This is a genomic window from Anabaena sp. CA = ATCC 33047 (assembly GCF_963870205.1).
Classification (GTDB): Bacteria; Cyanobacteriota; Cyanobacteriia; order Cyanobacteriales; family Nostocaceae; genus Trichormus.
Genome location: NZ_CAWMSA010000006.1, coordinates 1 through 26,997, shown reverse-complemented (window position 1 = coordinate 26,997; position 26,997 = coordinate 1). Strand labels below are relative to the sequence as shown.

Sequence of the window (26,997 nt, the reverse complement as noted above, 5' to 3'; positions counted from 1 at the left end):
GGTCTAATCGGATTTTGGTGTTAGAGCCAATTATTCAATTAGAGATACAATTTTTTTCTGAAGTTAGGGATAAGTCAAGAAGCTTTCAGCGTCAACTTACCCCTAAGACAAGAAAATTTATTCTTCGTCTTCTACATCTTCTTCAGATTCATCAGCATCAATGTCTGATGCCATTTCTTTCTTATCACTTTCACTGAGTTGAATCAAGTGAATATGCTTGTATCCCAGTCTAATTTCAAACTCATCACCAGGTTTTAAGCCCATTGCTTTGGTGTAAGTCGCACCAATGACAATTTGACCGTTCTGATGAACGCTAACGCGATATGTCGGTTCACGACCACGACCATCTTTTGGTGCTTCTGGACTGAGGGGAATTCCTCTAGCCGATAGCAAAGCATCATAAAAATCAGTGAGATTGACGCGAACCTGATTATTCTTAGTAACAGTGTAATATCCACACTGCTTGGCTCTTTCTCTTCGTGGTAAATTAGAAAGTTCTTTTACCTTAGCCAGCAGAGCTTTTCCAGTTAAAGGGGCAGTTGCAGTTTCAGTCATTATGCTCAAATTTTCCTTACTCTCTCCAAACTGATAAATTATGTAGTCTCACACCAGTCTTTGACTTTTTCGCATCTGTACAAAGCTACTGGGGACTTCCATCTCAAGGGTGAATTCCTGCTGAGATTAACCTCAAGAACCTCTATTATGGATAACCATAACAACTGAGAGGTCAGGGGGTTAACAGGCATTAGTTTTGTTGATTTTACGGCATTTTAAACCATAATTCACTATGGAAAATGCAATTATTTTCTCTTTTGGTCTAACGATTACAAATAAGTTGTAGACCCAAGAAATTGCAGGTTGCCCACTTGCAGTCCTTGCCTTTATTGCTTTTGAGGTGTCAGGTTTTCTCTCAGCTTACTCTTAAGCAAAGGACAGCATAGTATTTGAATATGGTCTGATGGACATCCACCCTTTTGTCCTGCCTGTCGAGGCATGAAATTGCCTCTAGATTACGAAGAAACTAAGCAGTGTTAGCCGCACTTGTACGGCTATTGATCTGGGATTGTGACTTCGTAATTTTATATTAAATACTAGCATGGACTAATAATAGCAAAATAATTGTTTCTTTTTGAATTTAACTTGCAGGGAAAATTTTCACTAAATCCACTAGCACCTAGAGAAAAAAAGCGGTGAGGATTTTACTGGCAGTTTATGACTGTAGTGATGATTGCTGTACAGCTTTTATAAAAATTAATCTAAATTGATGAGATGAGTAGTTTTGATGAGTGAGTGTTCTCCTGTGATTTCCTTGATTGAGAGCAGAGGAAAAAGCATCAGGATTAACCTTCTGGCTGATTATCCCCAGAGCAAAAGCTTTTGTCTTTTATGTACTTCTGTCTGTGGGAAGAATAAAATTATTCACATCTGTCAACGACTTTATGGCGATGACTGGATGTTTATTATCAGCTTTAATGCTTCTAGACAACCATAAAATTAGCACTTAGGAACTATTGAAGGGTGTTTTCCAAGCGGTGGAGATCACAGAGACTGGATTCAAGATGTAAAGATAACCTAAAAAGCATTTATTTTGGTTATTTTTCCCATATAAGAGATAAAAGTATATTCACCGCCTGGTCAATCCCCTTGACTCAGGCTGCCAAACCAGTGAACTAAATCACAAACAACGATAATTTTTTTGGGTTCTCGGCGCATAAGGAAATATCAATCTGGCCTACAGCACTTCTACAACTAAAATTTTAATGGTTATCCTGAGACTATAATCAGTCGCTCTTTGATTATCAGCCTATTCACACCAGTCTGGAAATTAGAGGCAAGAAGTATAGCTCATTTTTCGCAGCCACCAGCCTTAATTTAATATTTCTGCGGCTGATTAAGCAATTTTAAGACTTTGGTCGCTAACAATGGAAGTTATTTTTAAAATTATTCGACAACAACAAAATTCTGCCCCTGTCTTACAAACTTACCTTTTAGAGACAGAACCAGGCAATACGATTTTGGATTGCCTTAATCGCATTAAGTGGGAGCAAGATGGCACATTAGCATTTCGCAAAAATTGCCGTAATACCATCTGTGGTAGTTGTGCCATGCGAATTAATGGGCGTTCTGCTTTAGCTTGTAAGGAAAATGTAGGCAGTGAATTAGCCAGATTTAACCAATCAGCAAATACGATTCCAGAAATCACGATCGCACCCCTAGGCAATATGCCAGTGATCAAGGATTTAGTCGTGGATATGAGTAGTTTCTGGGATAATTTAGCAGACGTAGCTCCCTATGTCAGTACCGCCGCCCGACAAATACCAGAAAGAGAGTTTTTACAAACACCCGCAGAGCGATCGCTGTTGGATCAAACTGGTAACTGTATTATGTGCGGTGCTTGCTACTCTGAATGCAATGCCCGTGAAGTTAACAGCGATTTTGTCGGCCCCCACGCCTTAGCTAAAGCCTACCGCATGATTGCCGACTCCCGCGACAGTGATACAACCAATCGCTTAGAAAATTACAACGAAGGCACTAAAGGAGTTTGGGGTTGTACCCGTTGTCTATACTGCGATGCAGTCTGTCCCATGGAAGTTGCCCCATTAGAACAAATCACTAAAATTAAACAACAAATCCTTACCCACAAACAAGCTAGTGATAGTCGCTCAATTCGTCACCGTAAAGTCTTAGTGGACTTAGTGAAAGCAGGTGGTTGGATTGACGAAAGGCAATTTGGCTTACAAGTTGTTGGTAACTACTTCAAAGACTTGAAAGGGTTGCTGAGTCTTGCGCCTTTAGGATTACGCATGATTGCTAAAGGTAAATTCCCCCTATCATTCGAGTCATCCGAAGGAACAGCACAAGTGCGATCGCTCATTGAAGCAGTAAAACAGCAGGAAGGGAGTAGAGAAAAATAAATTCAAAATTCTCTCATTCAACATTGTTGACTGTTGACTGTTAATTTATCCCCAATCCCCCCAAGAGGCAAGGGAACTCTGAGCAGGGAGCAAGGGAGAGGGGACTTTCCCCTTTTCCCCCTGCACTCTGCCCCAATTCCTCTTTTTTCCCAATCCCCAATCCCCAAACTATCGTGGATCTTGAGGTACATTCACAGGTTGACCAAAACGGTCATAAACTGAAATGTCCCACTGTCCGTTATTGCTAAACTCAAAAGCAATCCTACTACCATCAGCACTAATAGTAGGATTGCGGACTTCTGCTTGCAGGTTAGCCGTTAAATTACGTGATTGTCGTGTTTCTCTGTCGTAGAGAAAAATTGCCGATCGCCCTTGACGACTAGCAGCAAATACAATATAACGAGCATCTTGGGAAACGCTGGGATGGGAAGCAATAGTATCCAAGGCATTTAAACCCGGTACATCAATTAAATTGCGCGTCAGAGTATCAAACAGATAAACGTCTTGGCTACCCCGGCGATCGCTTGTAAATACAATATATCTACCGGAAGTTTGCGGGTTAAGTTCCGACGCAAGACTATTCAGACTCCTCCCACCTGGATCAAAAGGATAACTTACCAACCGAGGATAACCAAAACAGCCACTTAACAAGGTTGTACAAGCAAATATAGGAATAAAAAGACGTTTAGTCATTAGTTATTAGTCATTAGTCATCAGTTATTAGTTATTCTCCTCCGCTCCCTCATCTCCCTCATCCCCCTCATCTCCCCCCCACTTCCCTACTGCGGTGGAGTTACAGTTGCACCATTGGGAATATCTAACTCAATATTTGGCCCTCTATCGAGAACTTCAATATCCCACTGACCACGGGCGGCTGTTTCAAAGACAACATAACGTCCATCGGGACTGATAGCCGGATTTCTCACCCAACCGCGATAGGTGGGTGTAACGATTTGTGACTGTTGCGTAGCGCGATCGTAGAGTGCTACTACTGGTCTGCCTTGGTCGCTGGTTAGGTAAGCAATATAACGTCCTGTATAGCTGAGGCTGGGACTTTCGATAATTGTCTCGCGGCGATTTAAGCCAGGCGTAGCGATAAAACTCTGCTGTTGTAAATCATACACAAGTAACTGATGACTACCATTACGATTGGAAATCAACGCCAAAAACCGACCATTGCCACTTAAGGCTGGTTGCTCTTCTGTGTAACGACTATTGAGGGAAGTAGGGCCAAGCGGAATCTCACCTGAGCTACAAGAGCCTAGCAACCCTGCCAAGCTAAAAACCAGGCTCCAATAAATCGGTTTTTGGAGCCAAAACTGAGAAGCAAATTTTTTCACCTCAGATATTTACTTTTTTCCATCGCCTTTAAGCTTACAACTATCCTGACCGCTTTATAAGTCCTCAAAATCTGTAGAATTATCAGACTGTTCATCTGATTGATCTATGGGTTTATACGGTACATAATCGGTTGGGATAGCTTCATCATCTTCTATTGGTCTGCGAGGAGTGGTTTCAGCAGGTGGACGGCGTTTCCTTGGTCTGCGTGGGACATCTTCGTTCATCTCTGAACTTGGCGAAACGTCATTAGTTCTACGTGAGGGTTTTCTTGTCGGTCGCTCAGAACTTTCCCAATCATCAACTTCTCTAGTGGAGGAAGAACCCCAATCTTCTTGTTGATATGTTTCACTCACGCGACTTGATGGACGGCTGGGACGGCGGCGTGGTCTATCTGTTGGTTCTTGTCTGTCGCTACTTGTGCGGCGATCGCGCCGGGGCGGTTGTTCGTCATAATAATCATCACGAGAAGAACGCTCATCTCTACTAGGGCGAATCCGCGCGCGTACAGGCCGTTCTTCCTCTTCTTCCTCTTGATAAGGCAGTGGTTCAAAGTCTGATTCCACCTCAGCCTCATATTTCCGCCGATTATATGAATATCTGTTACTAACCGGACGTTCTTCATCGACAATCGGAGTGTTACGTTTAGCTTGTTGCGTAGCAATACTACGCAAGCGAATACTCTCCACTGCAAAAAATACAGTTGAACCCACCAAAAGCAACTGACCAAATTGCAAAATCGGGTCTAAACGCCATCCTTGAAAGATGAGAATAAAACCGCACAGCAAACCCACAGCTGCAAAAAAGATATCTTGATCTCTTGACAGTTCTGGACGCACAGTTCGCAGAAAATATAGTGCTGCCCCAGCCACAGCCAGGAAAATTCCTAGAATACTGGCTGAGTTCGTCCCAAAATTTACCTGAGCCAGAACACTGGCTGAGTTCAGCCCAAAATTTAGCATTGTTCTTTTCCCAATATCAAATCTATGTTAGCGAGTTACACTTAAAATCACTACTCTCAACAATCACCAAACCTCCTCGCCCCGGAAGACCTTATTTTCTAAGCATGGGGAGAAAGGGGCGTTTGCGTTTTAATCGCCGTTCCAACAACTTAAAATTTATACGAATAGCCATCCTGTTTGTGAATAGGTGTACAAAAGCGGTAACTAACCCCAGCAACACGACCAACATGGGTGACAATATCGAAGCTACCAATCTTACGGCACAGCAATCGACCAACATACTGTCCTACCTTCTTGCCGGACAGTACAACAGCTTTGACTATATCGCCAGTCCTGAATCCAAAATGAACTTGCTTGCGTTCTCTGTGTCGAATAGGGAATCCGTATTTATCTGTACCGCACATTTGGCGGGTTCCCCATCCAGTGCATTTAATCCGCAATGGTTGTTGAGTCAACAGATTTAACTTCTCCACATTACCAACACAAGCTGCATCAACCCAATGATGTTTAGGTAATTCCAGCCTTGTTCGGTTATACTTAGTTTGTCCGCCTGTCCCCGTTGTTGTGGGCAGGATATTTTTCAAGGTTTGGAACAACGCCCAACGAGTTGAGTTAACAACTGCTGCATCCCTAAGCGGTTGTTTGGCTTGTCGCTGAATTTTCTTGAGTCGAGAGGGGTTTTTTTGGAGGAATTCATCGATAGACCTAGTTCCCTTTTTGGTGTTACACCTCTGACAACTTAAGGTTAAGTTACTGACTCGGTTACTACCTCCTTTTGCTCTGGGATGGATATGTTCAATTTGGAGTGGGACAGCTTCTTGATCGCAATAAGCACATTTGCGTCCCCATTTTTCTAACAGGTATTCCCGTACCTCGTATCCAGCCAGTTCCCCCTGTTGATACTCAACACCATCAATTTCAGGGTTTTGCATTGCTTGAGTGTCGAACTTAACCAATTCCATTGTAATTTGAACAATTGGAGCATAACGGCAAAGTCGTTTTACCCAAGTCTCAATTGTGAAAACACGGTGCATCAATGATGGTGCTAACCATCCCTCTGTGCGCTTACGGTTATTGAATCTTGGCTGACGATACCGAGTCTTGCGATTCCGACGACTGCGACGTAATGATCTTCTTGATTCCAATGCGTTTTTAATTTGCCCTCCTCGATGTTCTAGCTCGGCAACCCAAATAACATTTTCCTCATCTAAAACCGCAATGCCACTAAATTTACTGCCAGGATCAAGCTTGACGGTTAATGGTTTTAGTGTTGGATTCAAAACAGTGTGTTTGAGGATAATCGTAAATGGATACATCCTGAACACTGCTGCTTTTTCCTTAGTCAACAATTCCCTTGCTCTCGCTGGGGGAATTGGATTGAGAGGTTGTTTGTTGGTGTCTACAACAAATACGTAATTTTGCATTTCTGCATCTTTGTTACAGGTAATGTTTGCTTCGACTTTGTTTAAGGTCGGTACTATCCAAACGACACTGGTTTATTCTCCGTAAGCCTGTTTAATCGCTTGGTTCTAGAGCTTGGAACTAGCAAGCATTCCAAGGTAGGACTTTAACTCTTGCCTTAAACGAGTAGTCTGGTCAGGCAGCGAAGATAGCTAACCCCTAACTTCTAGCTGTGGGGTTTGCTCTCAACTAGAGAACCCTGACAATATAATATTTAAGCTTCAAAGCATCTGGCAAAGAAGCTCTGAAGCTATTTACCGCAAAATAAAAATGGTGAAGTCTGTCAGGTTAGTAAACCTATCGCTGACAGACAAAAACTTGAGAGAGTCAAAATAACTCTGCCAAGCACTAGGAACGTTGGATTTTATCTTTTTGGCTGATGAAAATTAAACCAACGGTGGCAGGGATAACAACGATCGCAGTACCCCAAGCCAGACTCCAAAGAAAGTTTGCTAAAGATGGTGTCATGGATCTCAACCTTTTTTTACACACTTCATAATAATTCTAATGGTCTATCACATCCTTGAGAAGCCTCTTGTCATCAGGTAGCAAACCAAATCAACACCTGCACACAGGTTAGTTACTTTTTCTTCCTCACTAATAAGTTCCAGTCTTTCGTTAGAATTTAAATAGATAAAGCTTTACAAAGCTTAAAAATTTCAGATTTTGCCCTCAGTGTTTTCTCGACCCATCAAGAGTAGCTCAAATCAATTCCATGACTGCTGTTAACCTGACCGTTTGGATTCTCGGCCCTATATTGGGCATCATGACATTTTTATTCATTTTCCGCATCATTCTCACTTGGTATCCGCAAGTGGATTTGAATCGGTTGCCTTTTAATCTCATCGCCTGGCCAACTGAACCATTTTTAATTCCTTTGCGGAAAGTTGTAGCACCTATAGGCGGAGTTGACATCACCCCAATTATTTGGGTAGGTATCTTTAGTTTGCTACGAGAAGTTCTCTTAGGTCAGCAAGGTTTACTCACCATGATGTCCCGTGTTAGTTAGAGCATGGGGTATAAATTTTTCTCATGCTCATAATGCGTTAGTGCAGATCAAATAGGTGAAGATTTTTCTCTACGAGATGCTGCCCGTGGTTAGCTTACCCCTTTGGGTAAGCTAACGCCATCAAGCACCAAAAAATCTCAATAACTTCTGTAATTTACTATCCCGTCTGTAGTTGGTTTAGCTTCTGCCTGATTAAAATTTCAACTTCTTCAACCTCAGCCTTGCAGTTGGGGATGTCAAAAGTTTCTGGAGGTGCTTCAGCCGTAAAGCGGTCAACAAAGGCATGAAATGCAGCCTTATCATCAGGATGAGCTATGACATAAGCTCTTAGCTCACCCTTTGTTATGGTACTGAAGTCAGGCTTCATCACAAGAACCTCCAACGACCATTGGGATAGATTTCTATTTCTATGTTATCTCCAGCTAGCAGGAATAAATTACCTGTTCGCTCATCAAGGCGAACAACGAAAATAGGGGTAAAGGTGTTAGTTAAGGACTGACACAGGATTACACACCTAATAGCTTGTTCGGGAGTTGGCAAAATTGATATACCCTCACAACCATCTAATACTGCACCAGAATATCAGATAGCAAGAAGGGGTAGAAGTTTGACTTCGTTAACCTGAGTTCGGAGTCAGGAAAGGGGCAGGTATTAAGCTGAAAATAAGATATTTATCCGCCTTTTACGCTTTACCCTTTACCTTTCTACTTTTCAATCCCCAATTCCCTAGAGTTTCATCTCTTGAATGAAATTGGTGTAAACCTGACCTTCTAAAAACTGTGCGTTTTCCATGATTCTTTGATGGAAACCAATTGTTGTCGGCAACCCAGTCACAGCACACTCCCTTAAGGCGCGTTTCATGCGGTTAATAGCAGTACGACGATCCGGCCCCCAAACAATTAATTTACCGATGAGCGAGTCATAGTAAGGGGGAATTTGGTAGTCAGTGTAAACGTGGGAGTCAATCCGCACACCAGGGCCGCCAGGGGGAAGATAACCACTGATGCGTCCGGGGGCTGGGCGAAAATCATGGTCGGGATCTTCGGCGTTGATACGGCATTCAATGGCATGACCTCTCAAAACTACTTTGTCTTGAGTTAGTCTGAGTTTTTCCCCTTGAGCAACTCTGATTTGTTCTGCTATCAAGTCCACCCCTGTTACCATCTCGGTAACAGGATGTTCTACTTGAATCCGGGTGTTCATTTCCATGAAGTAAAATTTACCGGATTTATCTAAGAGAAACTCGATAGTACCCGCCCCGGTGTAGTTAATGAATTGGGCAGCTTTGACAGCAGCTTGTCCCATTTTTTCCCGCAATTCTAAGTCAAGTGCCGGGCTGGGTGATTCTTCGAGTAACTTTTGGTTGCGGCGTTGTATTGAACAATCCCGTTCACCTAAGTGAATAACGTTACCGTAATTATCGGCCAAAATTTGAAATTCAATATGGCGCGGACGTTCAATAAATTTTTCGATATAAACGCCGGCATTACCAAAAGCTGCCCCGGCTTCACCTTGGGCGGCGTGGAAGAGTTTGACAAATTCATCTTCCGATCGCACTAAGCGCATACCCCTACCACCACCCCCGGCTGTGGCTTTAATCATCACTGGGTAGCCAATTTTTTTGGCGATCGCTAATCCTTCTTGTTCTGTCTCTACCAAGCCATCACTTCCCGGTACTGTGGGAACTCCTGCTTTTTGCATGGTTTCCTTGGCTGTGGATTTATCCCCCATCAACCTGATAGCTTCTGGAGTCGGGCCGATAAACGCAATGTGATGATCCGCACAGATTTCCGCAAATTTGGCATTTTCCGCCAAAAAACCATAACCAGGATGAATTGCGCTAGCATTGCGTGTTAAAGCTGCCGCAATAATATTGGGAATATTCAAATAACTTTTACCGCTAGCCGGTTCACCAATACAAACTGCTTCATCAGCAAGTTGGACATGGAGAGCATTCCGGTCAACAGTCGAGTGAACCGCGATCGTCGCAATTCCCATTTCTTCACAGGTGCGGAGAATGCGAAGGGCGATTTCTCCCCGATTAGCAATTAATATTTTGTCAAACTTCATTTTCGAGTTTCGTTATCAGTACCAGTAGATAGAAATTGTCTCCCATCCCATTTGCAACAGCGCGATTGCTTTATTTCAAATTATGACAGGAGTTTTACCAGCCTCATCATCCTCACAGATGTTGGGAAACTCAGCTACTTTAACGCTGAGATCAAAAACAATCACAAAGGCTTAAGCCGCAGTCAAAAATTTATAGGCTTTAGCCAGCAGAGTGTCAACTCCAGTAGACTGCACGATTTTAGTGTTGAGTTACCAGCCCTGAGTTGTGAGTCGGGTGATTCGCTTTGTAATTGGAACTCCAAACTCAGCAATAACTACAACCCTTTTAATATCACTTGTCGAGATACTATATTTCTGTCAGTCTGGTATCCACCTTCGGGAAATTTGTGAACCGATAAAATTAAATTTTTGGTAAAGTTTCACAACTAACAGATCATCTTGACGTATTTTTGTTTCTTGTGCTATACTTCGTGTTTGTAATGCTTATGCGGATGTGGCGGAATTGGTATACGCGCACGTTTGAGGGGCGTGTGGCTTTGCCTTGCGAGTTCGAGTCTCGCCATCCGCATTTTTTAAAAGATTGGAAGACCCCAACTATAACGAAGTTTAGTTGGGGTACTTCACTGCTACAGTCTGGGCGTAATACAGAAGTTGCACAGTAACGCCTGTACAAGTCAATCTAACCAGCCCATATTATGGCTGACGGGGGTGTTGCCGTAACTTCTTTGTTATTGCTACACCCCCATTTTTGAACTAATGACTAATGACTAATAACTGATGACTAATGACTTAATTTTGTTTTTTGTGCTTTTATAGAGATAGGTGAACTTTTGTAAAGAACATTGACTGCTATTTTTACAAGTAACAAATCAACACTGCCAACCGGGTGGCATCGCCTCACACCAATTTGGCAAGGTGGCGAAGAAGTCATCAAAAACAGTTTGCCACACACTCAGCTAGCACCAGCTTGGCAAATGCTGCTACTTGGCGACGGCTCACCAACTAGGCACTTAGAATTACTTACGGGAGAATCTACAGAAGTAGATGTGATTGATATGTCATTAATTGGCATGGACTTAGATTCTGCGCCAAGCTTGATTACATCTGTTCCAGGGCCAAGACTCAGGCGGCAGGTTTGGCTACGCACTGCCTCTGGGCAAAGATTGGCTTATGCTACTTCATGGTGGGAAGCTAGTCACGTAGATGAGTATTTACAAAATCGTTCTTTAACTATTTGGGCTAGTCTAGCTCGTCTCCGCACAGAATTGTATCGAGATGTGCGAGGCATTTATTATGGTTACTCAGATGCACTAAACACAGGATTCAACGAGGATGGGCCTTTTTGGGGTCGTCATTACCTCTTTTGGCATCACGGGCAGCCTTTGACATTGATTTATGAGGTGTTTTCGCCTTATTTGACTAAATACTTGGGGCCTATGCAGCTTAGTCCCAGTAAAGGTCAAGTTTAGAACCAACAGCAATAGATAGTTAGAGTTTTGGGATTGAGCCAAAGCACTGCTGATTCTCTGTGTTGAGGTACAAACCATCACAGCAGAATCAACTGAAATTGAGATGGAAAAATTTTAATTAAATTTAATGTTAAAGATATTCTGACACGATACGGCAGTTAATTGCGACAAATATCTATGTAAATTTGCTTATGAGCAATATAATTATTCTTGGTATTACTGGTAGAAAATGACAGCAAATAATTAATTGGACAAGGCAATCACATCTGAAAATAGAAAATAATTTTTACCTGGGACAAAATAAATCAAGTAAACGTCATAAATAAGTAGTTATATTTTAAGTAAAAAATCAATATACAGATAACTTGCAGCTTTTGATAGTAAGTTATATTCTCAAAGTGATTACCAATAAAAATTCATAACCCGCAGGTTTAACAGGTGAGACTTGCCGGGTTAAATAACTATTGCAGGTAAATTGTCCAGCAAATTTTCAGCAAGAATGCTAAAACAATTGAGTAACTATAAAAATACAACTTAGAAATTAAGTGTCAGGTAAGTAGACAGCCGAAGTATAAACATTATCCAAAGCGGAAAAATACATCTAAATTAACTGACTGAAAAATAAACAACCTGGAATTTGAGCTAATTAATTAAAATAATCAAAAATTTGTATGTATAAGGTGTAGTTTGCAATGACACCGCCTATTTTGTCTGTTCCCATGAGAAAAATTAAGCAATCATCTTTAGTGCTGACACTCTCGGCTGCTGGGTTATTGATTGGTGGTGGTGTAGCAGCATATTGGTTTTTCAGCCAAGGACAATTATTTTCGAGAAATTTACTGGCAGGTGCCAATATTATTCCCCATGATGCTTTGTTTGCGGTTTCCCTGACGACAGATGCCCAGCAATGGCAAAAATTACAGGAATTCGGCACTAAAGACACTCAAGCACAACTGAATCAAAGCTTAGTACAGTTGCGCGATCGCTTTCTCACGAATAACGGTTATGACTTCCAGAAAGATATCCAACCGTGGGTAGGCGATACAGTCACCTTGGCAATTTTAGCCCCAGAAATCAAGAAATCGGCTCCTAAGCCAGTTTCAAACATTGGGGAAGCAGTAACTAATCAGCAATCGATAGTGATGGTTTTACCTGTAAAAAACCCTGAAAAAGCTAAAAGTATTTTTACCGAATCAAAAACTTTGCCTCCAGGTACGTGGGTTGATCGTACTTATCAGGGGATTACAATCAAACAAAATCAGGGTAAAACCGGAGAAAGCCTGGCGGCTGCATTTATAGATGGAAAATTTCTGGTAATTAGCGATAGCCTAAAAACTACAGAACGTACAATTGACGCTTATCAAGGTAAAACATCCTTAGCAAATACAGGCGGATTTGCTGAAAATTTTGGTAAAATCGCCAGTTATCAACCATTAGCCCAATTTTATATCAACGTACCCAAAGCTGCTAAAATCGCTGCTTCTGCTCCCACACGCCGCTTACCTGCTCAAGTTTTAACTCAACTGAAAAATAACCAGGGTTTAGCCGGGAGTGTGACTTTAGAGCCAGAAGGGTTAAGAATCAAAGGAGTTTCTTGGCTCAAACCGAATAGTCAGCGAGTTTTGACAATAGAAAACAAAGCCGGAAGTATGCAAAACCGCGTACCAGCAGAAACCTTGATGATGTTGTCGGGTGGTAACTTAAGGCGTTTATGGGGTGAATACGTTTTAACGTCTAAAGGTAATCCTCTGTCACCGATTACACCAGAACAACTACAAAGTAGTGTCAAGTCTCTGACTAATCTGGATTTAGAGCGGGATTTACTCAGTTGGATGCAAGGCGAGTTTGCTGTCTCTGTGATTCCGAGTCATCCCAAACCGGGAAAACCAGAGGATTTTCGTGCTGCTTTAGTATTCATGATCCAAGCGAGCGATCGCCAAAAAGCAGAAGCAGCAATTAAACAGCTAGATGAGGTTGTGCAGAATCAGTACCAGTTCCGCATCAAATCAACAACAGTAGCAGGTAAACCCGTTGTGAATTGGATCAGTCCTTTTGGTACTCTCACCGCTACCCACGGCTGGTTAGATCAAGATGTTGCTTTTTTCGTAGTAGGCGCACCCATTACCAATAAAATCTTACCTAAACCTACTAATACCCTCGCTAGCAATCCCGAATTTAAAACTACAGTACCCATAGAACTCAATCCAGCTAATGGACAATTCTACTTAGATGTGGAACAGGTAACGAAAAATTTCCCTCTACCACCACTGATTCCCCAGCAAAGAACTTTGCTAGGTGCAACACGTACTATTGGAGTTTCAGCCGCAGTTAGCGACAATCGCAGCACCCGCTACGACATTTTTTTGACACTGAAAAAAGCGGAGAAGTAGGTTGTTAGAGGGATGAGGAAGATGAGGAAGTAGGGGAGGTAGGGGAAGCAGGGGAAGCAGGGGGAGCGGAGGAGAAGAACTTTTACCCAGTACCCAGTACCCAGTACCCAATCCCCAATTTTGAATTTGGAATTTTGAATTTTGAATTACTTAAGCAGATAGGATCAGAACAGTCAGAATCAATAATTTTCAAACATCCTTGGCGGAGAACACTTTATGGATCTGGTTTTGCTCCAGAATTGGTTGGATAATGCTTCTTTTGCTGCCTTGTTTGTCACCATGCTGGTGTATTGGGTGGGTGCAGCGTTTCCAAATTTACCAGCAATTAATGCTTTAGGAACAGCAGGGATGGCGATCGCTAATTTGTGCATTGCTACCCTTTTAGGTGCGCGTTGGCTAGAAGCTGGATATTTTCCTTTGAGTAATTTGTATGAATCCCTATTTTTCCTGACTTGGGGGATCACTACAATTCATCTGATTGCGGAAAATTCTAGTCGTAGCCGCTTAGTAGGCGTGTTTACTGCGCCTGTGGCTATGGGAATTGCTGCTTTTGCGACTTTGACACTACCATCAGAGATGCAAGTAGCAGAACCCTTAGTACCAGCCTTAAAGTCCAATTGGCTGATGATGCACGTTAGCGTCATGATGTTGAGTTATTCAGCTTTGATGGTAGGTTCACTGCTAGCGATCGCTTTTTTGATCGTCACTCGTGGAAAAAACATCCAATTACAAGGTAGTTCTGTCGGTAACGGTGGTTATCGCACCAATGGCTACCGCTTGCATAAAGCAGGTGAACTAATTTCTCAACCTGCAACAGCAGAAAATAATGGCGTAGTTCGTTTAGAAACTAATCACAACGGTAAAGGTAACACTGCTGTCTTAGACTTAATTACCACACCTGAATCCTCAACCCTAATCAATGCTGAAACCCTTTCACCGCAACGCCTCAGCCTTGCCGAAACCCTCGACAATATCAGCTATCGCATTATTGGTTTAGGATTTCCCCTATTGACAATTGGGATTATTGCTGGTGCTGTCTGGGCTAATGAAGCTTGGGGTTCCTATTGGAGTTGGGATCCTAAAGAAACTTGGGCGTTAATTACTTGGTTAGTATTTGCTGCCTATCTCCACGCTAGAATTACTCGTGGTTGGCAAGGCCGTCGTCCTGCAATTTTAGCAGCTAGTGGTTTTGTTGTGGTTTGGATTTGCTACCTGGGTGTGAATCTTTTAGGTAAAGGTTTACATTCTTACGGTTGGTTTTTCTAAATGTATTTTCCCCTCTTCATTTGCCAAGAGGGGATTTGAATTTATGAAAATGATTACTATCTTTTGGGAACTATAAATTTAGTGCCAGGAGATTACTATGAATGATAAATGGGAAACCCTGAATATTAACGATGATGTTATTCATTTTTATCAACAATATATTCAAGATGTCTATAATACTCAAATAGCCTTTCAATTGCTGAGAGCAATTCAGAAAATTTGGAGTACATATCGCTCTGAATCAGAATCTCAGCTATTTGATGAAGGATTAGATTGTTATGTTTTAGCACCTGGGAAAACATGGCGCAAAGGTAAAATCAGATTGCGGTTTGAATTTCTTCCGGATGAGTCAGAACCAAAGGAAATTCAAGACAATAATCTTGAGACTTCCCCACTCGATGATTTGAGAGAGAAATTAAAAAATCTTGAGGAAGAATAGCAATTTAAGATAAAGTTATTCTCATCTAAAAATTTTAATCTTTTCAAAATGGTATGGACTGCACTCCACGCAAAAATACATCGTACTATCAAAGCGCGCCACTTATTTGAACGTGAGCAAAGGTTATTAGTAGCAGTCTCCGGTGGACAAGATTCGCTGTGTTTAATTAAATTACTATTAGATTTACAACCCAAATGGGGATGGGAGTTAGGTATTGCCCATTGTGATCATCGTTGGCGTGATGATTCTCAAGCTAATGCCCATCATGTCGAAAATTTAGCGAACAATTGGGGTGTATGTTTTTATTTAAAAATTGCCTCTGAGCCTGTTAATAGTGAAGCTAAGGCTCGTGATTGGCGGTATCGAGCTTTAAGTGCGATCGCTCAGGCTGATAATTATCAATATATCGTCACAGGTCACACCGCTAGCGATCGCGCCGAAACTCTCCTCTACAACTTAATTCGTGGAACTGGTGCTGATGGTTTACAAGCTTTGACTTGGCAACGTCCCCTAACTGATAAAATCTCTCTAGTGCGTCCCCTGTTAGAAGTTACCCGCAAGCAAACCGAGGAATTTTGTCAACAGTTTGAGTTACCAATTTGGGAAGATGCCACCAATCAAAACTTAAAATATGCTCGTAACCGTATCCGGCAAGAACTCATACCATATTTACAGCAAAATTTCAACCCCCAAGCAGAATTAGCCCTAGCCCAAACCGCCGAACTACTACAAGCAGAAGTTGAATATTTAGAACAAGCCGCCCAGCAGTTGCGGGAAGCATCTCTAGAAAATGCTTGCTTATCTTCCTTGTCATTAAGGTTAAATCGTCGGGTATTGCAAACAGCACCCTTAGCACTGCAACGGCGAGTGATGCGTCAAGTCTTGCAGCAAATACTAGCTGATGCGCCTAATTTTGAACATATCGAGAAATTAACCGCATTAATTACCGCCCCGAACCGTTCACAAACCGATCCCTTTCCTGGTGGTGCGATCGCTCAAGTCCAAGGCGATTGGATATTATTAGAGACGGTTGACGGTTGATGGTTGACTGGGGATTGGGCATAAACAAATCAAAATTCAATAATTACAGGGAAAAAGTATTTAATGCAAGAATTTTGTAGGCGCAGCCTTTGCTACGCTGGCGTAAGCCTAGCCGCAGGGTATTTTGAATTGATTTGTCTCCCTCATCTTCCCCTGCAACAAAAGCACATTTCACGAAGCTAGCAACTCCGGCTGAGTAATAAAACTATGGATAGTGTGACGGATTTCGCTAATAGTTTGGAGTTGATAATCGCTAGTTTCTTGAATCTGAGCCAAAGATTCCTTCATGCTTTGCAGTTTTCCTCGTAAGCCATCCAAGCAATCTTGAATAGGTTGTAGAGCCTCTTGATAAAGATTAACCCGTCCCCAGCATTCAGCGTTGGCTATCCGTAGAGACAGTAAATTTTCCTCCATTGTTTTAAGTTCTTGCTTTTGTTCACGGAGGTTGTGGGTTTGGTTATCAATCATGCCTTGATCTATCTCAATCGCAGCACGCATCTGCTCAACTTCGCGTTCTAACTTCTGTATTGCTTGATATTGGTGTTGTCGCTGATTTTCGAGTTGTGAAACAATCGGGCTGAAATCAATGCTATTTTCCTCTTCAGCATGAAGAACAGCTTGTCCTTGTCGGCGTAGCAGCACATTTTGGTGTCGCTTGACCAACTTTTGCTGTATTAACAAATTGCGTCTTTGTCCTACCAAAGTTTCATTAAGCATCCGATAAAGGTCTTGTTCATCGGCGAGTTCCATTTGCAAATTAACTAAATCTTTATCAGAAGCGTGGTTAATCTTCTGTTGCAATTTTTCTATAGTTTCTTGTTTATATTTCAGTTCTTGCTCTTGGTCTTGAACAAAGCTAGAGTCTATTTCTAACTTGTCTAATAAGTCTTGTATTAGCTTTTGCAGTTCACCTATAGGCATATTTTCCAGAGCTTGCACATCAACTTTTTGACCAGGAAGCCCATCACCAGCACTAACAGCTAAAGAGTAAATTTGCTGGTATAATTCTTCCTGAAAGTGTAATTGCGCTTTAGCTAGGTGAATGTATTCTTCCTTGCAGGCGATCGCCGCCATATTGACTTGTAATTGAGTGGTTTGTTGCTCCAAAGTTTTTTGTGCTTCTTGCCAGGCGGTTTGGCGATCGCTATAGGTTTGCGCCAGTTGCTCAACTTCCTGCTGCTGTTGAGTGGCTAGAGTTTTTTGTTGTTGGAGTTTTTCCCAATGGGGATTAAGAATAGCTTGCTGCTTTTCGACTAATTCACCAGCCCAATGGAGATGTTCCCGCACTTGTTCTGTAGGAGCAATGCGATTAGACAAGCGATCAAGTAACTCGCTCATCTTGCGACTTTGCTCTTGATCTAACACACCTCCCTCTTGCAAACGCTCCTCCAAGCGACGCTGTTCACCCCGCATATGCTCCCAAGCACCTGCTAATTCTTGACGATTTTGCTCAATTTCTGCTTGCAATTGTTCAATTTGCTGACGGTTTGTCTCAACCTCCTGTTGCTGTGCTTCCAGGCGTTGAAACTCCTCCTCCATATTTTGCAACTGTTCCAATCGCACTTCCATATCCATTTCCCGGCGATTTAACTCTTGCGCCTGAAACGTCAGCGATTCTTTCCATTGATCAATTTCGTCTTCCTTGAGCTTATGTTTTTCTACCTGACGGGAGAAATTTTGCAAAATATTAACAAGTGGCCTGCCCGCCTCCTGAAGTCGCTGCACTTGACGATTGGGAGTCAATTCTACCAACACCAGCGCACCATCATTTAATTTGCTGGCTTCCTCAGCAGCAATGATATCTTCCGACACAGGACTCCAATTCTGGTCGGTTCGCTGACAAGCTAGCAGTTTCAGTTCGGTTTTAGAACTACCACCCAGTAAGCCGGCTTTCTGCTTTTGTACTTCTGCTAAATACAGCACACCGCTAGTCCTCTTGTGTACTTAATGACCGTGTTTGAAAATCTACTTTAGATTATTCTGTTAACTGGTCTGATTTACCTCAAGTTAGGCAAACAAGACCAACAAAACTATTTATAGTCGTTTTATTCTGCGCCCTGATCTTTATAGCAGCGATTTAATCGCTTCTTTGAATATTTTGTACTGATGACAGTGACGATGGCTTCCGTGTTATCACTAACTTTGTCAAATACTATTAAGAAAATTTACGGTTTATAGCTCAATGTATTTCCTGTTTCAGACTAATTGTAAAGAAAATATATTTTTAATACTCCGTACCTTACGTGCCTAAGATCAACATGGAGCAACCAATGTGCCAAAATCACATGATGTCAACAGCATCAAAAGGAGCCACTCAAAGCTAAATGCAGGGAAATTTACGGGAAATTGACCTTCGCAGTATTCTGCAATTAATTGAATTAGGGCAGCGAACTGGGCAACTTTTGATAGAAAGTGATTTCCACAGTTTCCACCCAGGAGCTAAAGAAGATACCGAGGGAGATAACCATTCCTGGCATTGCAAACGTCAAGCGTGGTTCATATTTTTTCTCAATGGTCAAATTATTTATTGCCAAGAAGGGCATAATAAGTTGTCACGGATTGACGAATACTTACGTCAGTATCGCGGGGAAATCTCTCTGGAGCCACAGCAAATGAATGCTTTAGGTGAACACAATTCTTCAGAATATGGCTATATTTGGATGCTATTAGAGAAGAATATGCTCAATCCTACCAAAGCTAGCCATCTCATCTACCGCTTGGTTTGTGAGACACTGTTTGATTTGCTGAGTTTACAGCAAGGGAGATTTATTTTCCATCAGGATACAGCCCTAGCACCCCAGTTAACTACCTGGGAAATTTCGGCTTTAATCTGCAAAATTAGCCAACAATTACAGGAGTGGAAGCAGCTATCTCCATATATTCAATCTCCAGAACAATTATTAATCCTGGCGGATACAGTGCATCTATACTCCTCGCTCCCAGCGACAACAGTCAATAAACTCAAACATTGGGCAGACGGTAAAACCACCTTACGTCAACTTAGTCGTTATCTTGATCGGGACATTTTAACAGTCGCGAAAACAATTTATCCCTACGTACAGCAAGGTTGGCTAAAACTGACATATCCACCAACAACTCATCCCCAGATAGCAAACCCAGCAGTGACAGGACAAAATCGGCAACAGGTAAAAATACTATGTATTGACGATACCCAGACTATTTGTGACACTGTAAAGTCTATTTTACAAGCACAAGGATATCAAACAATTGCGCTCACCAATCCCTTAGAAGCACTCAGTCAAATTTTTCAATTCCAGCCCCATCTAGTTTTATGTAACATTGCCATGCCAGAATTAGACGGTTATGAAATTTGTGCCATGCTCCGACAATCACAAGCATTTCGGCATATACCGATGATCATGCTGACCAGTAAAGATAAATTTATAGATCGAGTCAGGGCGAAAATGGTCGGGGCGACAGATTTGTTAACAAAACCTTTGAGAGAAGCTGAACTACTGATGCTAGTGGAAAAATATCTCAATGCTTGATTTGGTGTAGCCAAATCAACCTGCTACAACACTTGTTCATCCCATAAAAGATGGGGTAAAAAATGTTATCACAGTATCAACTAAGGACTCAAACGAAGTTATTAACCAGTAAACTGCGGAAAATACTAAATTTAATTTATACAATAACTATTTTCGGGGAGATCAGGGAATGTTCCAAACAGGAACGTCTACATCAGGAGGTAGATAGCCATTTATGAGTACAGTTCTGATTGTGGAAGACAGTCTAGCACAGAGGGAGATGATTACAGACCTCCTGAAAGCCAGTGGCTTAACAGTCACCCATGCCACGGACGGATTAGAAGCCTTGCAGGCAATTCAAACAGAACCCCCTGATCTGGTGGTTTTAGATATTGTCATGCCCCGAATGAATGGCTACGAAGTTTGCCGTCGGTTAAAGTCTGACCCCAAAACCCAAAATGTTCCCGTGGTGATGTGTTCTTCTAAAGGTGAAGAATTTGACCGCTACTGGGGTATGAAACAAGGAGCAGACGCGTACATAGCTAAACCCTTTCAACCTACCGAGTTGGTGGGAACAGTCAAACAACTGCTGCGAGGATAAGGATGAAAACATCATGGTTAGCAAACCGGACTTTTTAAATGGTAGTGGTCAAGACCACTTTCGCCCTGAATTACAAGTAGAAAGTCCTGAAGGTGAGTTACATTTACGGTTTTATATTCCCTCGCATCAGGAGTTTGCACTACCCGCCACTGGTATCCGAGAGGTAATGGAACTGAGTCCTGACAGAATCACTCCGATTCCTAATGCTTCTCCCTTACTTTTGGGTACTCTAAATCTACGAGGTCGAGTAATTTGGGTAGCTGATTTGGGTCAATTTCTAGGGGAGGCAACTCCTTTAAATACAGATCGAGCAGAGATTCCAGTGATTGCTGTACAAGAGCAAGACACAATCGTAGGCTTGGCAGTAGAAGCGGTAGTAGGTATGGATTGGCTGGATGTACAAAATCTGATGCCACCGACAAACATACCAGACACCATGACTCCTTTTTTGCGTGGAGAGTGGTTATTAGAAAATAAAAACAATCAGTGCCTCAGACTACTCGACCAAATCGCAATTTTACGGAGTGCGCGGTGGGCAGGATGATATTGGGAGTGAGGAAATGGCAGCAAGTATAGACGATTACCTCGAAACTTATAACCAGGCTTGTACAGCCTACGCGCAACAAGACTATGAAGTTGCCGCGAGTTTAGTTGATCAGGTGGTGCAGAATGTCCCGGATGACCCTAACTGCCATTTATTGCGGGGTCACATCTACTATGTTTTGCAGCAATACGATATAGCAAAATTAGAATATCAAAAAGTTTTGCAATTGAGTGACGACTTAGAAATTATCGGTTTTGCTCACAATGGGTTAGAAAATATCAATCAATCTCAACAAAATGTCACAGAAAACCTTGATAATGACGAGCCGAGCCATCTCACAAAGACAACAAATGATTCACTGACATCTCAAGCATCAGAATTAGAAGATTTAGGAGCAATAGACAACTTTGATCTCGATAGTTTTGATTTGAATGCTTTAGAAACCCCACAATCATTACCAGATAACGATGAGTTGTCTTTGGACAATCCTTTTGCAATTACTACAGATAGCCAGGCTGTTGAGCCAACCATAGAATCTATACCAACTTTTAGCGATGATCCATTTGCTTTACATGAGCAACCAAATTCTCAAAATTTGGATGACAGCAATCAAGACAACTTTGGAGAACTAGAGTTACCTGCTTTTTGGCAGGAAGATTCCTCAGAAAATGGTTTAGCATCGTCAGAACTGGAGACTAATTTTTTAGATAGTGGTAGCAATTCCCAAATTGGTGACGACAATAGTCTTGATTCGCCTTTTGAAGAATTTGAACCACTAACTAACCTGAATGGGGAATATACTGCTGCGGATTTTCTCAACCCAGAAGAGGCTGAACCACCCAGCACTGTGAAGTGGGAATCCAGCAGCCATGAGGAAGCAGAGGAGGATTTGGTGATGGGTAAAGAAGAACTGAGCAATAACCCAATCCCAGATGATAATTTTCTGAGTAGCAATCAAGATAATTTTACTCAACCGGAAGCGAATAACTGGTTACAAGAAATAGCAGAGTCAGAAAACTTATCAGAAACTCCTTTAGCTTTGAACGGTAGGATGGCAAATAAAGAACAGCCATCGCCAACAATTGCTCAACCAGAAACGCATAGCTTTGATATTGATGAAAATTTTGACTTGGAAGCCTTTGAGTCAGCCTTTGGTTCCGAGAGTGTGACAGCAGATGAGGAGCCGAGCAGTATCATCAATGGAGATAACTCCCAGAATAATATCGAGTTTTTAGACGACTTTGATGACTTTGACGATTTAGGCAATATTCCGGGGTTTGATTTAGCAGATGCAGATTCTAGCTTTAGTGATGTGATGCTTGCCAGTGCTGAGGAAATTGGTAGCATTCCCGAAAGTAAAGAAGCACAAGTTACCAGTAGTGAGAATAGTAGCGATCGCGATGAGGAACTATTCACGATTACTGGTTCCCAAGAATCAGTCCCAGTATTTACCCAAACAGATGTCGCCAAGGTAGAACCCAGCGTCAGCGTTGAACAAGGCTGGTTAGCACCAGTAGAAAATGCTACCCTAGACACCAAACCTTGGTTAATCGGCGGAACTGTGGGTGTGTTCTCCGCTTTGATAGTAGCAGCTGTTAGCTTTGCTGCCACCAACTTTTCCCCTCCCCAACAACGGGAAACAGTACGGAATACAGGTTGGGCAATGTCACTAGCAGCCGGGATCACAGGTTTTGCTACAGCTGCTTTTATGGGTAATCTTACCCTCAAACAAGTTCGGCGCACTACCAAAGATTTACAAGCACAATTTGATTCTGTCCGCCAAGGTAATTTGAACGTACAAGCTAAAGTCTATTCTGAAGATGAATTAGGGCAGTTAGCCGCTAGCTTTAATGAAATGTGGCAGGTAATTTTTACGACTACCTACGAAGCCCAACGTAAAGCTAATGAACAAGAAGAAGCCAAGGAAAACCTACAACGCCAAGTTATCCGCCTGTTGGACGACGTGGAAGGAGCAGCCAGAGGAGATTTAACAGTACAAGCTGAAGTTACAGCCGACGTATTGGGGGCGGTAGCTGATGCCTTTAACCTGACAATTCAAAACCTGCGGGATATTGTACAACAGGTAAAAGTCGCAGCCAGAGAAGTCACAAAAGGGGCAACCAATTCCGAAACATTTGCGACGGCTTTATCTAGCGATGCTTTACGCCAAGCCGAAGAATTGGCAGACACCTTAAAATCTGTACAGGTGATGACTGACTCAATTCAACGGGTGGCAGAAGCTGCAAGACAAGCAGAGTCTGTGGCTCGTGATGCTAGTACCATCGCCCTCAAAGGAGGGGAAGCAGTAGAAAATACGGTGGCGGGGATTTTGGAAATTCGGGAAACTGTAGCGGAAACTACCCGCAAGGTGAAACGATTAGCGGAATCTTCGCAGGAAATTTCTAAGATTGTGGCGTTAATTTCTCAGATTGCCTCTCGCACCAACTTACTAGCACTCAACGCCAGTATCGAGGCGGCACGGGCAGGAGAAGCCGGACGTGGGTTTGCAATTGTCGCTGATGAAGTCCGCCAGTTGGCAGATAAATCAGCTAAATCCCTCAAAGAAATTGAACAAATCGTTATGCAAATCCAAAGCGAAACCGGCTCAGTAATGACCGCAATGGAAGAAGGCACACAACAGGTAATTAAAGGCACAAAACTTGCAGAAGAAGCCAAGCGATCGCTTGACAATATCATTAAAGTAGCAAATCAGATTGATGGTTTGGTGCGCTCAATTACCAGTGATACCGTAGAACAAACGGAAACCTCCCGCGCCGTCGCTCAGGTAATGCAATCTGTAGAACTCACCGCTCAAGAAACATCCCAAGAAGCACAACGAGTTTCCGGCGCACTACAAAACCTAGTAGGTGTATCCCGTGACTTGATTGCTTCCGTAGAACGTTTCCGCGTGGAAACTACAGAAACAAGGTAATTAGTCAATAGTGCAAAGTCCAAAGTCAAAAGTCCAAAGTTGAGATAATTGGCTATTGACTGATGACTGATAACTAATAACTGATGACTATTGACTATTGACTATTGACTATTGACTACTGACTAAAAAACTATGTTGCCAGAACAACAACAGCGAATTTTAGGTTACTTTATTGAAGAAGCCAGAGACCACCTCAACACCATAGAGCAGGGGTTATTAAATCTTCAAAGTACCTTGAACGACCCGGAACTGATTAACGAACTTTTCCGGGCGGCTCACTCCATTAAAGGTGGTGCGGCGATGCTGGGTTTAACTAGCATTCAGCACATTTCCCACCGTTTGGAAGATTCTTTCAAAGTTCTGAAAGAAAATCCGATTCGAGTTGATCAAAAATTAGAATCATTACTTCTGGGAGTCTCTGATACCCTCAAGGCACTTTTAGAGCAGTTGAGTGGGCCGTTTGGTTTATCAGAAGAAGCTGCTAACACTTTGATGTCAGAGACAGAACCAGTCTTTCAATGGCTGAATGAGCATTTAGAATTGCTGGTGCAACAAGGTGCGGGTACAGGTGATACCAGCGCGACTGTCATCCAACCAAAATCAACAGAAACTGTTGGCACTACTATTACAGAAATTTTCTTCCGCCAAGATGTGCCGACTGGTGGCGAACCAACACCACAAACAGCTTCATCTCAGGCAGCATCAGCCCCAGCCACCTCCACAGCACAAGATCATTGGGCTGAGTTTCAAACCCAGGTGTTACAGAAACTCAGGGAAATGTTGCAACTGTTTAAGCAACAACCAACACCAGCATCGCGTCAACAACTTCAGCAATGCTGTAACCAATTACAGCAAATGGGTCAAACCTGGAATTTGCCTAATTGGTGTAATTTGTGTAAAGCCGCAGCTACTGCAATTGGTAATTCTGAAAATAGCTATCTTACCTTAGCTAAAATTGTCATCACTGAAATTAAACAAGCCCAAGAGTTAGTCCAGCAAGGTAGAGAAGCAGAAATCACAATCAGCCAACAATTAGAAGCTCTTTGGGGTTTTTCAGACAATGCTTTATTGGAAGTAGCTCAAAATTTGCTGGGTGATATCCCTTCTGCTGTGCAGCCATCATTAATTTCACCAGCAACCAGCGAAGTTACTGATAACACTGATAACACATATTCAACAATAACCAAGGGAGAAGACAGTAATATTACTGTTGATTTGCCCACAGATAGCATAACTAGCCTGACAGAAGTTTCTGAGCAACTTGATCCCCACACAGATATTTCAGAAACCACAGAAAACACTGTTTCTGAACATGATATTATCGGGCATCTTATCTCGGAAAGTGAAGCACCAATATCTGTTCATACTGCTAGAATAGATGCCCATGGCCCAGAGGTAGGTTTAGCTGAATTAAATACCCTAGCTGATTTGTTTGAAGGTGAAACACCAGAACTAGATGACAATTGGCAGCAAGAGGAAATTATAGAAATTACAGACTCTAGTGCATTAGGGGTAGATATTGGTGCAACTGTTATTCAAGAATTTGATAGTGATTTAGCTGATTTTCTGTCACTAGATGGCAATAATGATGAGATACAATCTAGTACAAAGAATACAGAAGATTTAAGTTTATTATTTGGTGAAAATTTATTACAAACCGACAAATTAGGAACAGAAAATTTACAAAATTCTCCAGCTATTTCTGAGGAAATATTGCAGGAACATTCACCAAATACTGAGGGTGAACAGGATGAGAATGATGATTTAGAGGAATTTTTGCATCTAGAATTTGATGCTAGTAACTCGCCTACAAGTAAAATCATTGAGATAGAAAATAATCATAGTTCTCAAGCCGAAGTAGCTCCTAAATCATCTAATGAACTTGATGATTTATTTAGCGAAAATGAGTTAAAAACAGAGGATTTGGCAAGAAATGATTTCAGCAATATCCCTGAGTCAAAATCGGTAGAATCACCAGAAGATTTATCTTTAGATAATTTATTTACTGAAGTACAAGAAATACCCAGAATATCTATAGATGAGTCAGAAATTAATGATTTATTTGATGAACAACCGATAACAGTATTAGATTTTTCTGCTGATGAAGATGACTTAAGTAACTTCTGGAGCGAAGAAAATACAGCAGAATCAGAGCTAATTTTGGACGATGTTGATGAACATGATCTAGCCAAAGAGTTAGAGGAAAGTTTATTTACTGATGCGGCTTCTGGTGAGAGTTTTGGAAACGTTGAAGATTCGGCTAACTCTGGCTTGGAAAGTTTTGATGCGGTAGATTTGAATGAAACTTTTCTCCCGCAGGAAGAACAGTTAGATTTAATGTTCTCATCAGAAGATACGGAAGATAACTTATTTGAAGATTTAGCAGCAAGTGAATCGACAATTAACCAGATACTTAGTGAAGAAGGCGAAATTTTTCAACCAGAAACTCCAGGTTTTTCGCAAGCACCAGAGTCGTTAGATTTTATTCCAGAATTTACCAATCAGAACATAGAAATTTCTGCTGGCGATTCTAATGTATCATTCGCTGATGTGCCATTTGATTTATTCAGTCTCAACGACGGTAACAGTGAAGAAGAATCTCTAGAAAATATAGATAATCCATTTGATGATTTATTTGCTAAGACTAATGATATCGGCTTGGAACCTCAGCAGGATACAGAAGGTTTAAATAATCATGCCACTAGCTTAGAAACTGATAGTACGCTGGCAGATGTGGAGGAAATTTCTGAATTAAGTTCAGGTGATAATCTTCTGCCGATAGACACTCAACTATCAGCACCGACATTTGGCGAATGGGTGATTCCCATTAGTGAAGTAACAGATGTTGAGTTTGAAGACACTAGCTTCGATATCGGTGATGGTTTGTTAGAGACAATTGTTCAGGAAACGCCGGAATTAGATTTAGCTGAGAGTTTCTTAGGCATAGAAGCGGATGTCTCGGAGGTGAGTGGTGAAGACACTAGCTTAGATATCGGTGATGAACTGTTAGAGACAATTGTTCAGGAAACGCCGGAATTAGATTTAGCTGAGAGTTTCTTAGGCATAGAAGCG

22 protein-coding genes and 1 tRNA gene are annotated in these 26,997 nt (G+C 41.9%); 13 read left to right on the top strand and 10 right to left on the bottom strand.

Annotation, left to right across the window (positions count from 1 at the left end; genetic code table 11):
• Positions 1-117: 117 nt before the first annotated feature.
• On the bottom strand, positions 118-555 hold the full coding sequence (locus AACS98_RS02480) for an AbrB family transcriptional regulator (RefSeq protein WP_066375953.1): 438 nt from the start codon (positions 553-555) through the stop codon (positions 118-120).
• 1,367 nt (positions 556-1,922) lie between these two features.
• Between AACS98_RS02480 and AACS98_RS02475 the strand changes: the two genes are divergently transcribed.
• Positions 1,923-2,915 carry a succinate dehydrogenase/fumarate reductase iron-sulfur subunit gene (locus AACS98_RS02475; protein ID WP_066375951.1) on the top strand — a complete coding sequence of 331 codons (993 nt, stop codon included), beginning with the start codon at positions 1,923-1,925 and terminating at the stop codon, positions 2,913-2,915.
• Between the two features lie 168 nt (positions 2,916-3,083).
• Here the strand turns inward: AACS98_RS02475 and AACS98_RS02470 are convergent, their stop codons facing one another.
• The 5 genes from AACS98_RS02470 to psbX form a co-directional block, all read right to left on the bottom strand.
• A complete protein-coding gene (locus tag AACS98_RS02470) occupies positions 3,084-3,608 on the bottom strand; it encodes a TolB family protein (RefSeq protein ID WP_066375948.1) in 525 nt (174 codons plus the stop codon).
• Between the two features lie 86 nt (positions 3,609-3,694).
• Positions 3,695-4,255, bottom strand: a complete 561-nt coding sequence (locus tag AACS98_RS02465) for a TolB family protein (protein WP_066375946.1) — start codon at positions 4,253-4,255, stop codon at positions 3,695-3,697.
• A 54-nt stretch (positions 4,256-4,309) separates the two neighbouring features.
• Complete coding sequence (locus AACS98_RS02460) at positions 4,310-5,215, bottom strand: Ycf66 family protein (RefSeq protein ID WP_066375944.1); 906 nt, start codon at positions 5,213-5,215, stop codon at positions 4,310-4,312.
• Positions 5,216-5,364: 149 nt separating this feature from the next.
• Positions 5,365-6,639: an RNA-guided endonuclease IscB gene (gene iscB / locus AACS98_RS02455; RefSeq protein WP_066375940.1), complete on the bottom strand. Its 1,275-nt coding sequence runs from the start codon at positions 6,637-6,639 to the stop codon at positions 5,365-5,367.
• Positions 6,640-7,024: 385 nt separating this feature from the next.
• Entirely contained in the window at positions 7,025-7,144 is a 120-nt protein-coding gene (gene psbX / locus AACS98_RS02450; protein WP_015112477.1) for a photosystem II reaction center X protein, read from the bottom strand.
• A 247-nt stretch (positions 7,145-7,391) separates the two neighbouring features.
• Between psbX and AACS98_RS02445 the strand changes: the two genes are divergently transcribed.
• The gene (locus AACS98_RS02445) at positions 7,392-7,685 is read left to right on the top strand and encodes a YggT family protein (RefSeq protein WP_066375938.1); all 294 of its coding nucleotides are present in this window, start codon (positions 7,392-7,394) and stop codon (positions 7,683-7,685) included.
• A 157-nt stretch (positions 7,686-7,842) separates the two neighbouring features.
• Here AACS98_RS02445 and AACS98_RS02440 read toward each other — a convergent pair whose 3' ends face one another.
• The 3 genes from AACS98_RS02440 to accC all read right to left on the bottom strand — a co-directional run bounded on the left by AACS98_RS02440 (position 7,843) and on the right by accC (position 9,755).
• Positions 7,843-8,052, bottom strand: a complete 210-nt coding sequence (locus AACS98_RS02440) for a DUF6887 family protein (RefSeq protein ID WP_197480086.1) — start codon at positions 8,050-8,052, stop codon at positions 7,843-7,845.
• Entirely contained in the window at positions 8,052-8,225 is a 174-nt protein-coding gene (locus AACS98_RS23565; RefSeq protein ID WP_445206781.1) for a DUF6888 family protein, read from the bottom strand. The genes AACS98_RS02440 and AACS98_RS23565 overlap by 1 nt, the downstream gene beginning before the upstream one ends.
• A gap of 186 nt (positions 8,226-8,411) precedes the next feature.
• Positions 8,412-9,755, bottom strand: a complete 1,344-nt coding sequence (gene accC / locus AACS98_RS02435; protein WP_066375936.1) for an acetyl-CoA carboxylase biotin carboxylase subunit — start codon at positions 9,753-9,755, stop codon at positions 8,412-8,414.
• Positions 9,756-10,242: 487 nt separating this feature from the next.
• Here accC and AACS98_RS02430 point away from each other — a divergent pair.
• The 6 genes from AACS98_RS02430 (at position 10,243) to tilS (ending at position 16,360) form a co-directional block, all read left to right on the top strand.
• Positions 10,243-10,323: transfer RNA gene (locus AACS98_RS02430), tRNA-Leu, on the top strand.
• Between the two features lie 274 nt (positions 10,324-10,597).
• Positions 10,598-11,224, top strand: coding sequence for a chorismate lyase (locus tag AACS98_RS02425; protein WP_066375933.1), 627 nt, complete (start codon positions 10,598-10,600; stop codon positions 11,222-11,224).
• Between the two features lie 692 nt (positions 11,225-11,916).
• The gene (locus AACS98_RS02420; protein ID WP_066375931.1) at positions 11,917-13,614 is read left to right on the top strand and encodes a DUF3352 domain-containing protein; all 1,698 of its coding nucleotides are present in this window, start codon (positions 11,917-11,919) and stop codon (positions 13,612-13,614) included.
• A 216-nt stretch (positions 13,615-13,830) separates the two neighbouring features.
• On the top strand, positions 13,831-14,880 hold the full coding sequence (gene ccsB / locus AACS98_RS02415; RefSeq protein WP_066375928.1) for a c-type cytochrome biogenesis protein CcsB: 1,050 nt from the start codon (positions 13,831-13,833) through the stop codon (positions 14,878-14,880).
• 97 nt (positions 14,881-14,977) lie between these two features.
• A complete protein-coding gene (locus tag AACS98_RS02410) occupies positions 14,978-15,319 on the top strand; it encodes a KGK domain-containing protein (RefSeq protein WP_066375925.1) in 342 nt (113 codons plus the stop codon).
• 48 nt (positions 15,320-15,367) lie between these two features.
• Positions 15,368-16,360, top strand: coding sequence for a tRNA lysidine(34) synthetase TilS (gene tilS, locus AACS98_RS02405; RefSeq protein ID WP_066375922.1), 993 nt, complete (start codon positions 15,368-15,370; stop codon positions 16,358-16,360).
• Between the two features lie 171 nt (positions 16,361-16,531).
• Here the strand turns inward: tilS and hmpF are convergent, their stop codons facing one another.
• Positions 16,532-18,283: a pilus motility taxis protein HmpF gene (hmpF, locus tag AACS98_RS02400; RefSeq protein WP_066375920.1), complete on the bottom strand. Its 1,752-nt coding sequence runs from the start codon at positions 18,281-18,283 to the stop codon at positions 16,532-16,534.
• A gap of 401 nt (positions 18,284-18,684) precedes the next feature.
• Here hmpF and AACS98_RS02395 point away from each other — a divergent pair, with 401 nt between their 5' ends.
• The 5 genes from AACS98_RS02395 to AACS98_RS02375 form a co-directional block, all read left to right on the top strand.
• On the top strand, positions 18,685-19,869 hold the full coding sequence (locus tag AACS98_RS02395; protein WP_066375918.1) for a response regulator: 1,185 nt from the start codon (positions 18,685-18,687) through the stop codon (positions 19,867-19,869).
• 214 nt (positions 19,870-20,083) lie between these two features.
• Positions 20,084-20,449 carry a response regulator transcription factor gene (locus AACS98_RS02390; RefSeq protein WP_066375917.1) on the top strand — a complete coding sequence of 122 codons (366 nt, stop codon included), beginning with the start codon at positions 20,084-20,086 and terminating at the stop codon, positions 20,447-20,449.
• Between the two features lie 13 nt (positions 20,450-20,462).
• Positions 20,463-20,993, top strand: a complete 531-nt coding sequence (locus AACS98_RS02385) for a chemotaxis protein CheW (protein WP_066375915.1) — start codon at positions 20,463-20,465, stop codon at positions 20,991-20,993.
• Between the two features lie 16 nt (positions 20,994-21,009).
• On the top strand, positions 21,010-23,925 hold the full coding sequence (locus AACS98_RS02380) for a methyl-accepting chemotaxis protein (protein ID WP_066375913.1): 2,916 nt from the start codon (positions 21,010-21,012) through the stop codon (positions 23,923-23,925).
• Positions 23,926-24,057: 132 nt separating this feature from the next.
• Positions 24,058-26,997, top strand: a 2,940-nt coding sequence (locus AACS98_RS02375; protein WP_232317102.1) for an Hpt domain-containing protein, incomplete at its 3' end; no start/stop codon positions are given.

Excerpts from the sequence above, each read along its gene's own strand:
- AACS98_RS02480 (WP_066375953.1), bottom strand. The coding sequence starts at position 555 with ATGACTGAAACTGCAACTGCCCCTTTAACTGGAAAAGCTCTGCTGGCT.
- AACS98_RS02475 (WP_066375951.1), top strand. The coding sequence starts at position 1,923 with ATGGAAGTTATTTTTAAAATTATTCGACAACAACAAAATTCTGCCCCT.
- AACS98_RS02470 (WP_066375948.1), bottom strand. The coding sequence starts at position 3,608 with ATGACTAAACGTCTTTTTATTCCTATATTTGCTTGTACAACCTTGTTA.
- AACS98_RS02460 (WP_066375944.1), bottom strand. The coding sequence starts at position 5,215 with ATGCTAAATTTTGGGCTGAACTCAGCCAGTGTTCTGGCTCAGGTAAAT.
- iscB (WP_066375940.1), bottom strand. The coding sequence starts at position 6,639 with ATGCAAAATTACGTATTTGTTGTAGACACCAACAAACAACCTCTCAAT.
- psbX (WP_015112477.1), bottom strand. The coding sequence starts at position 7,144 with ATGACACCATCTTTAGCAAACTTTCTTTGGAGTCTGGCTTGGGGTACT.
- AACS98_RS02445 (WP_066375938.1), top strand. The coding sequence starts at position 7,392 with ATGACTGCTGTTAACCTGACCGTTTGGATTCTCGGCCCTATATTGGGC.
- AACS98_RS02440 (WP_197480086.1), bottom strand. The coding sequence starts at position 8,052 with ATGAAGCCTGACTTCAGTACCATAACAAAGGGTGAGCTAAGAGCTTAT.
- accC (WP_066375936.1), bottom strand. The coding sequence starts at position 9,755 with ATGAAGTTTGACAAAATATTAATTGCTAATCGGGGAGAAATCGCCCTT.
- AACS98_RS02420 (WP_066375931.1), top strand. The coding sequence starts at position 11,917 with ATGACACCGCCTATTTTGTCTGTTCCCATGAGAAAAATTAAGCAATCA.
- ccsB (WP_066375928.1), top strand. The coding sequence starts at position 13,831 with ATGGATCTGGTTTTGCTCCAGAATTGGTTGGATAATGCTTCTTTTGCT.
- AACS98_RS02410 (WP_066375925.1), top strand. The coding sequence starts at position 14,978 with ATGAATGATAAATGGGAAACCCTGAATATTAACGATGATGTTATTCAT.
- tilS (WP_066375922.1), top strand. The coding sequence starts at position 15,368 with ATGGTATGGACTGCACTCCACGCAAAAATACATCGTACTATCAAAGCG.
- AACS98_RS02395 (WP_066375918.1), top strand. The coding sequence starts at position 18,685 with ATGCAGGGAAATTTACGGGAAATTGACCTTCGCAGTATTCTGCAATTA.
- AACS98_RS02390 (WP_066375917.1), top strand. The coding sequence starts at position 20,084 with ATGAGTACAGTTCTGATTGTGGAAGACAGTCTAGCACAGAGGGAGATG.
- AACS98_RS02385 (WP_066375915.1), top strand. The coding sequence starts at position 20,463 with ATGGTTAGCAAACCGGACTTTTTAAATGGTAGTGGTCAAGACCACTTT.
- AACS98_RS02380 (WP_066375913.1), top strand. The coding sequence starts at position 21,010 with ATGGCAGCAAGTATAGACGATTACCTCGAAACTTATAACCAGGCTTGT.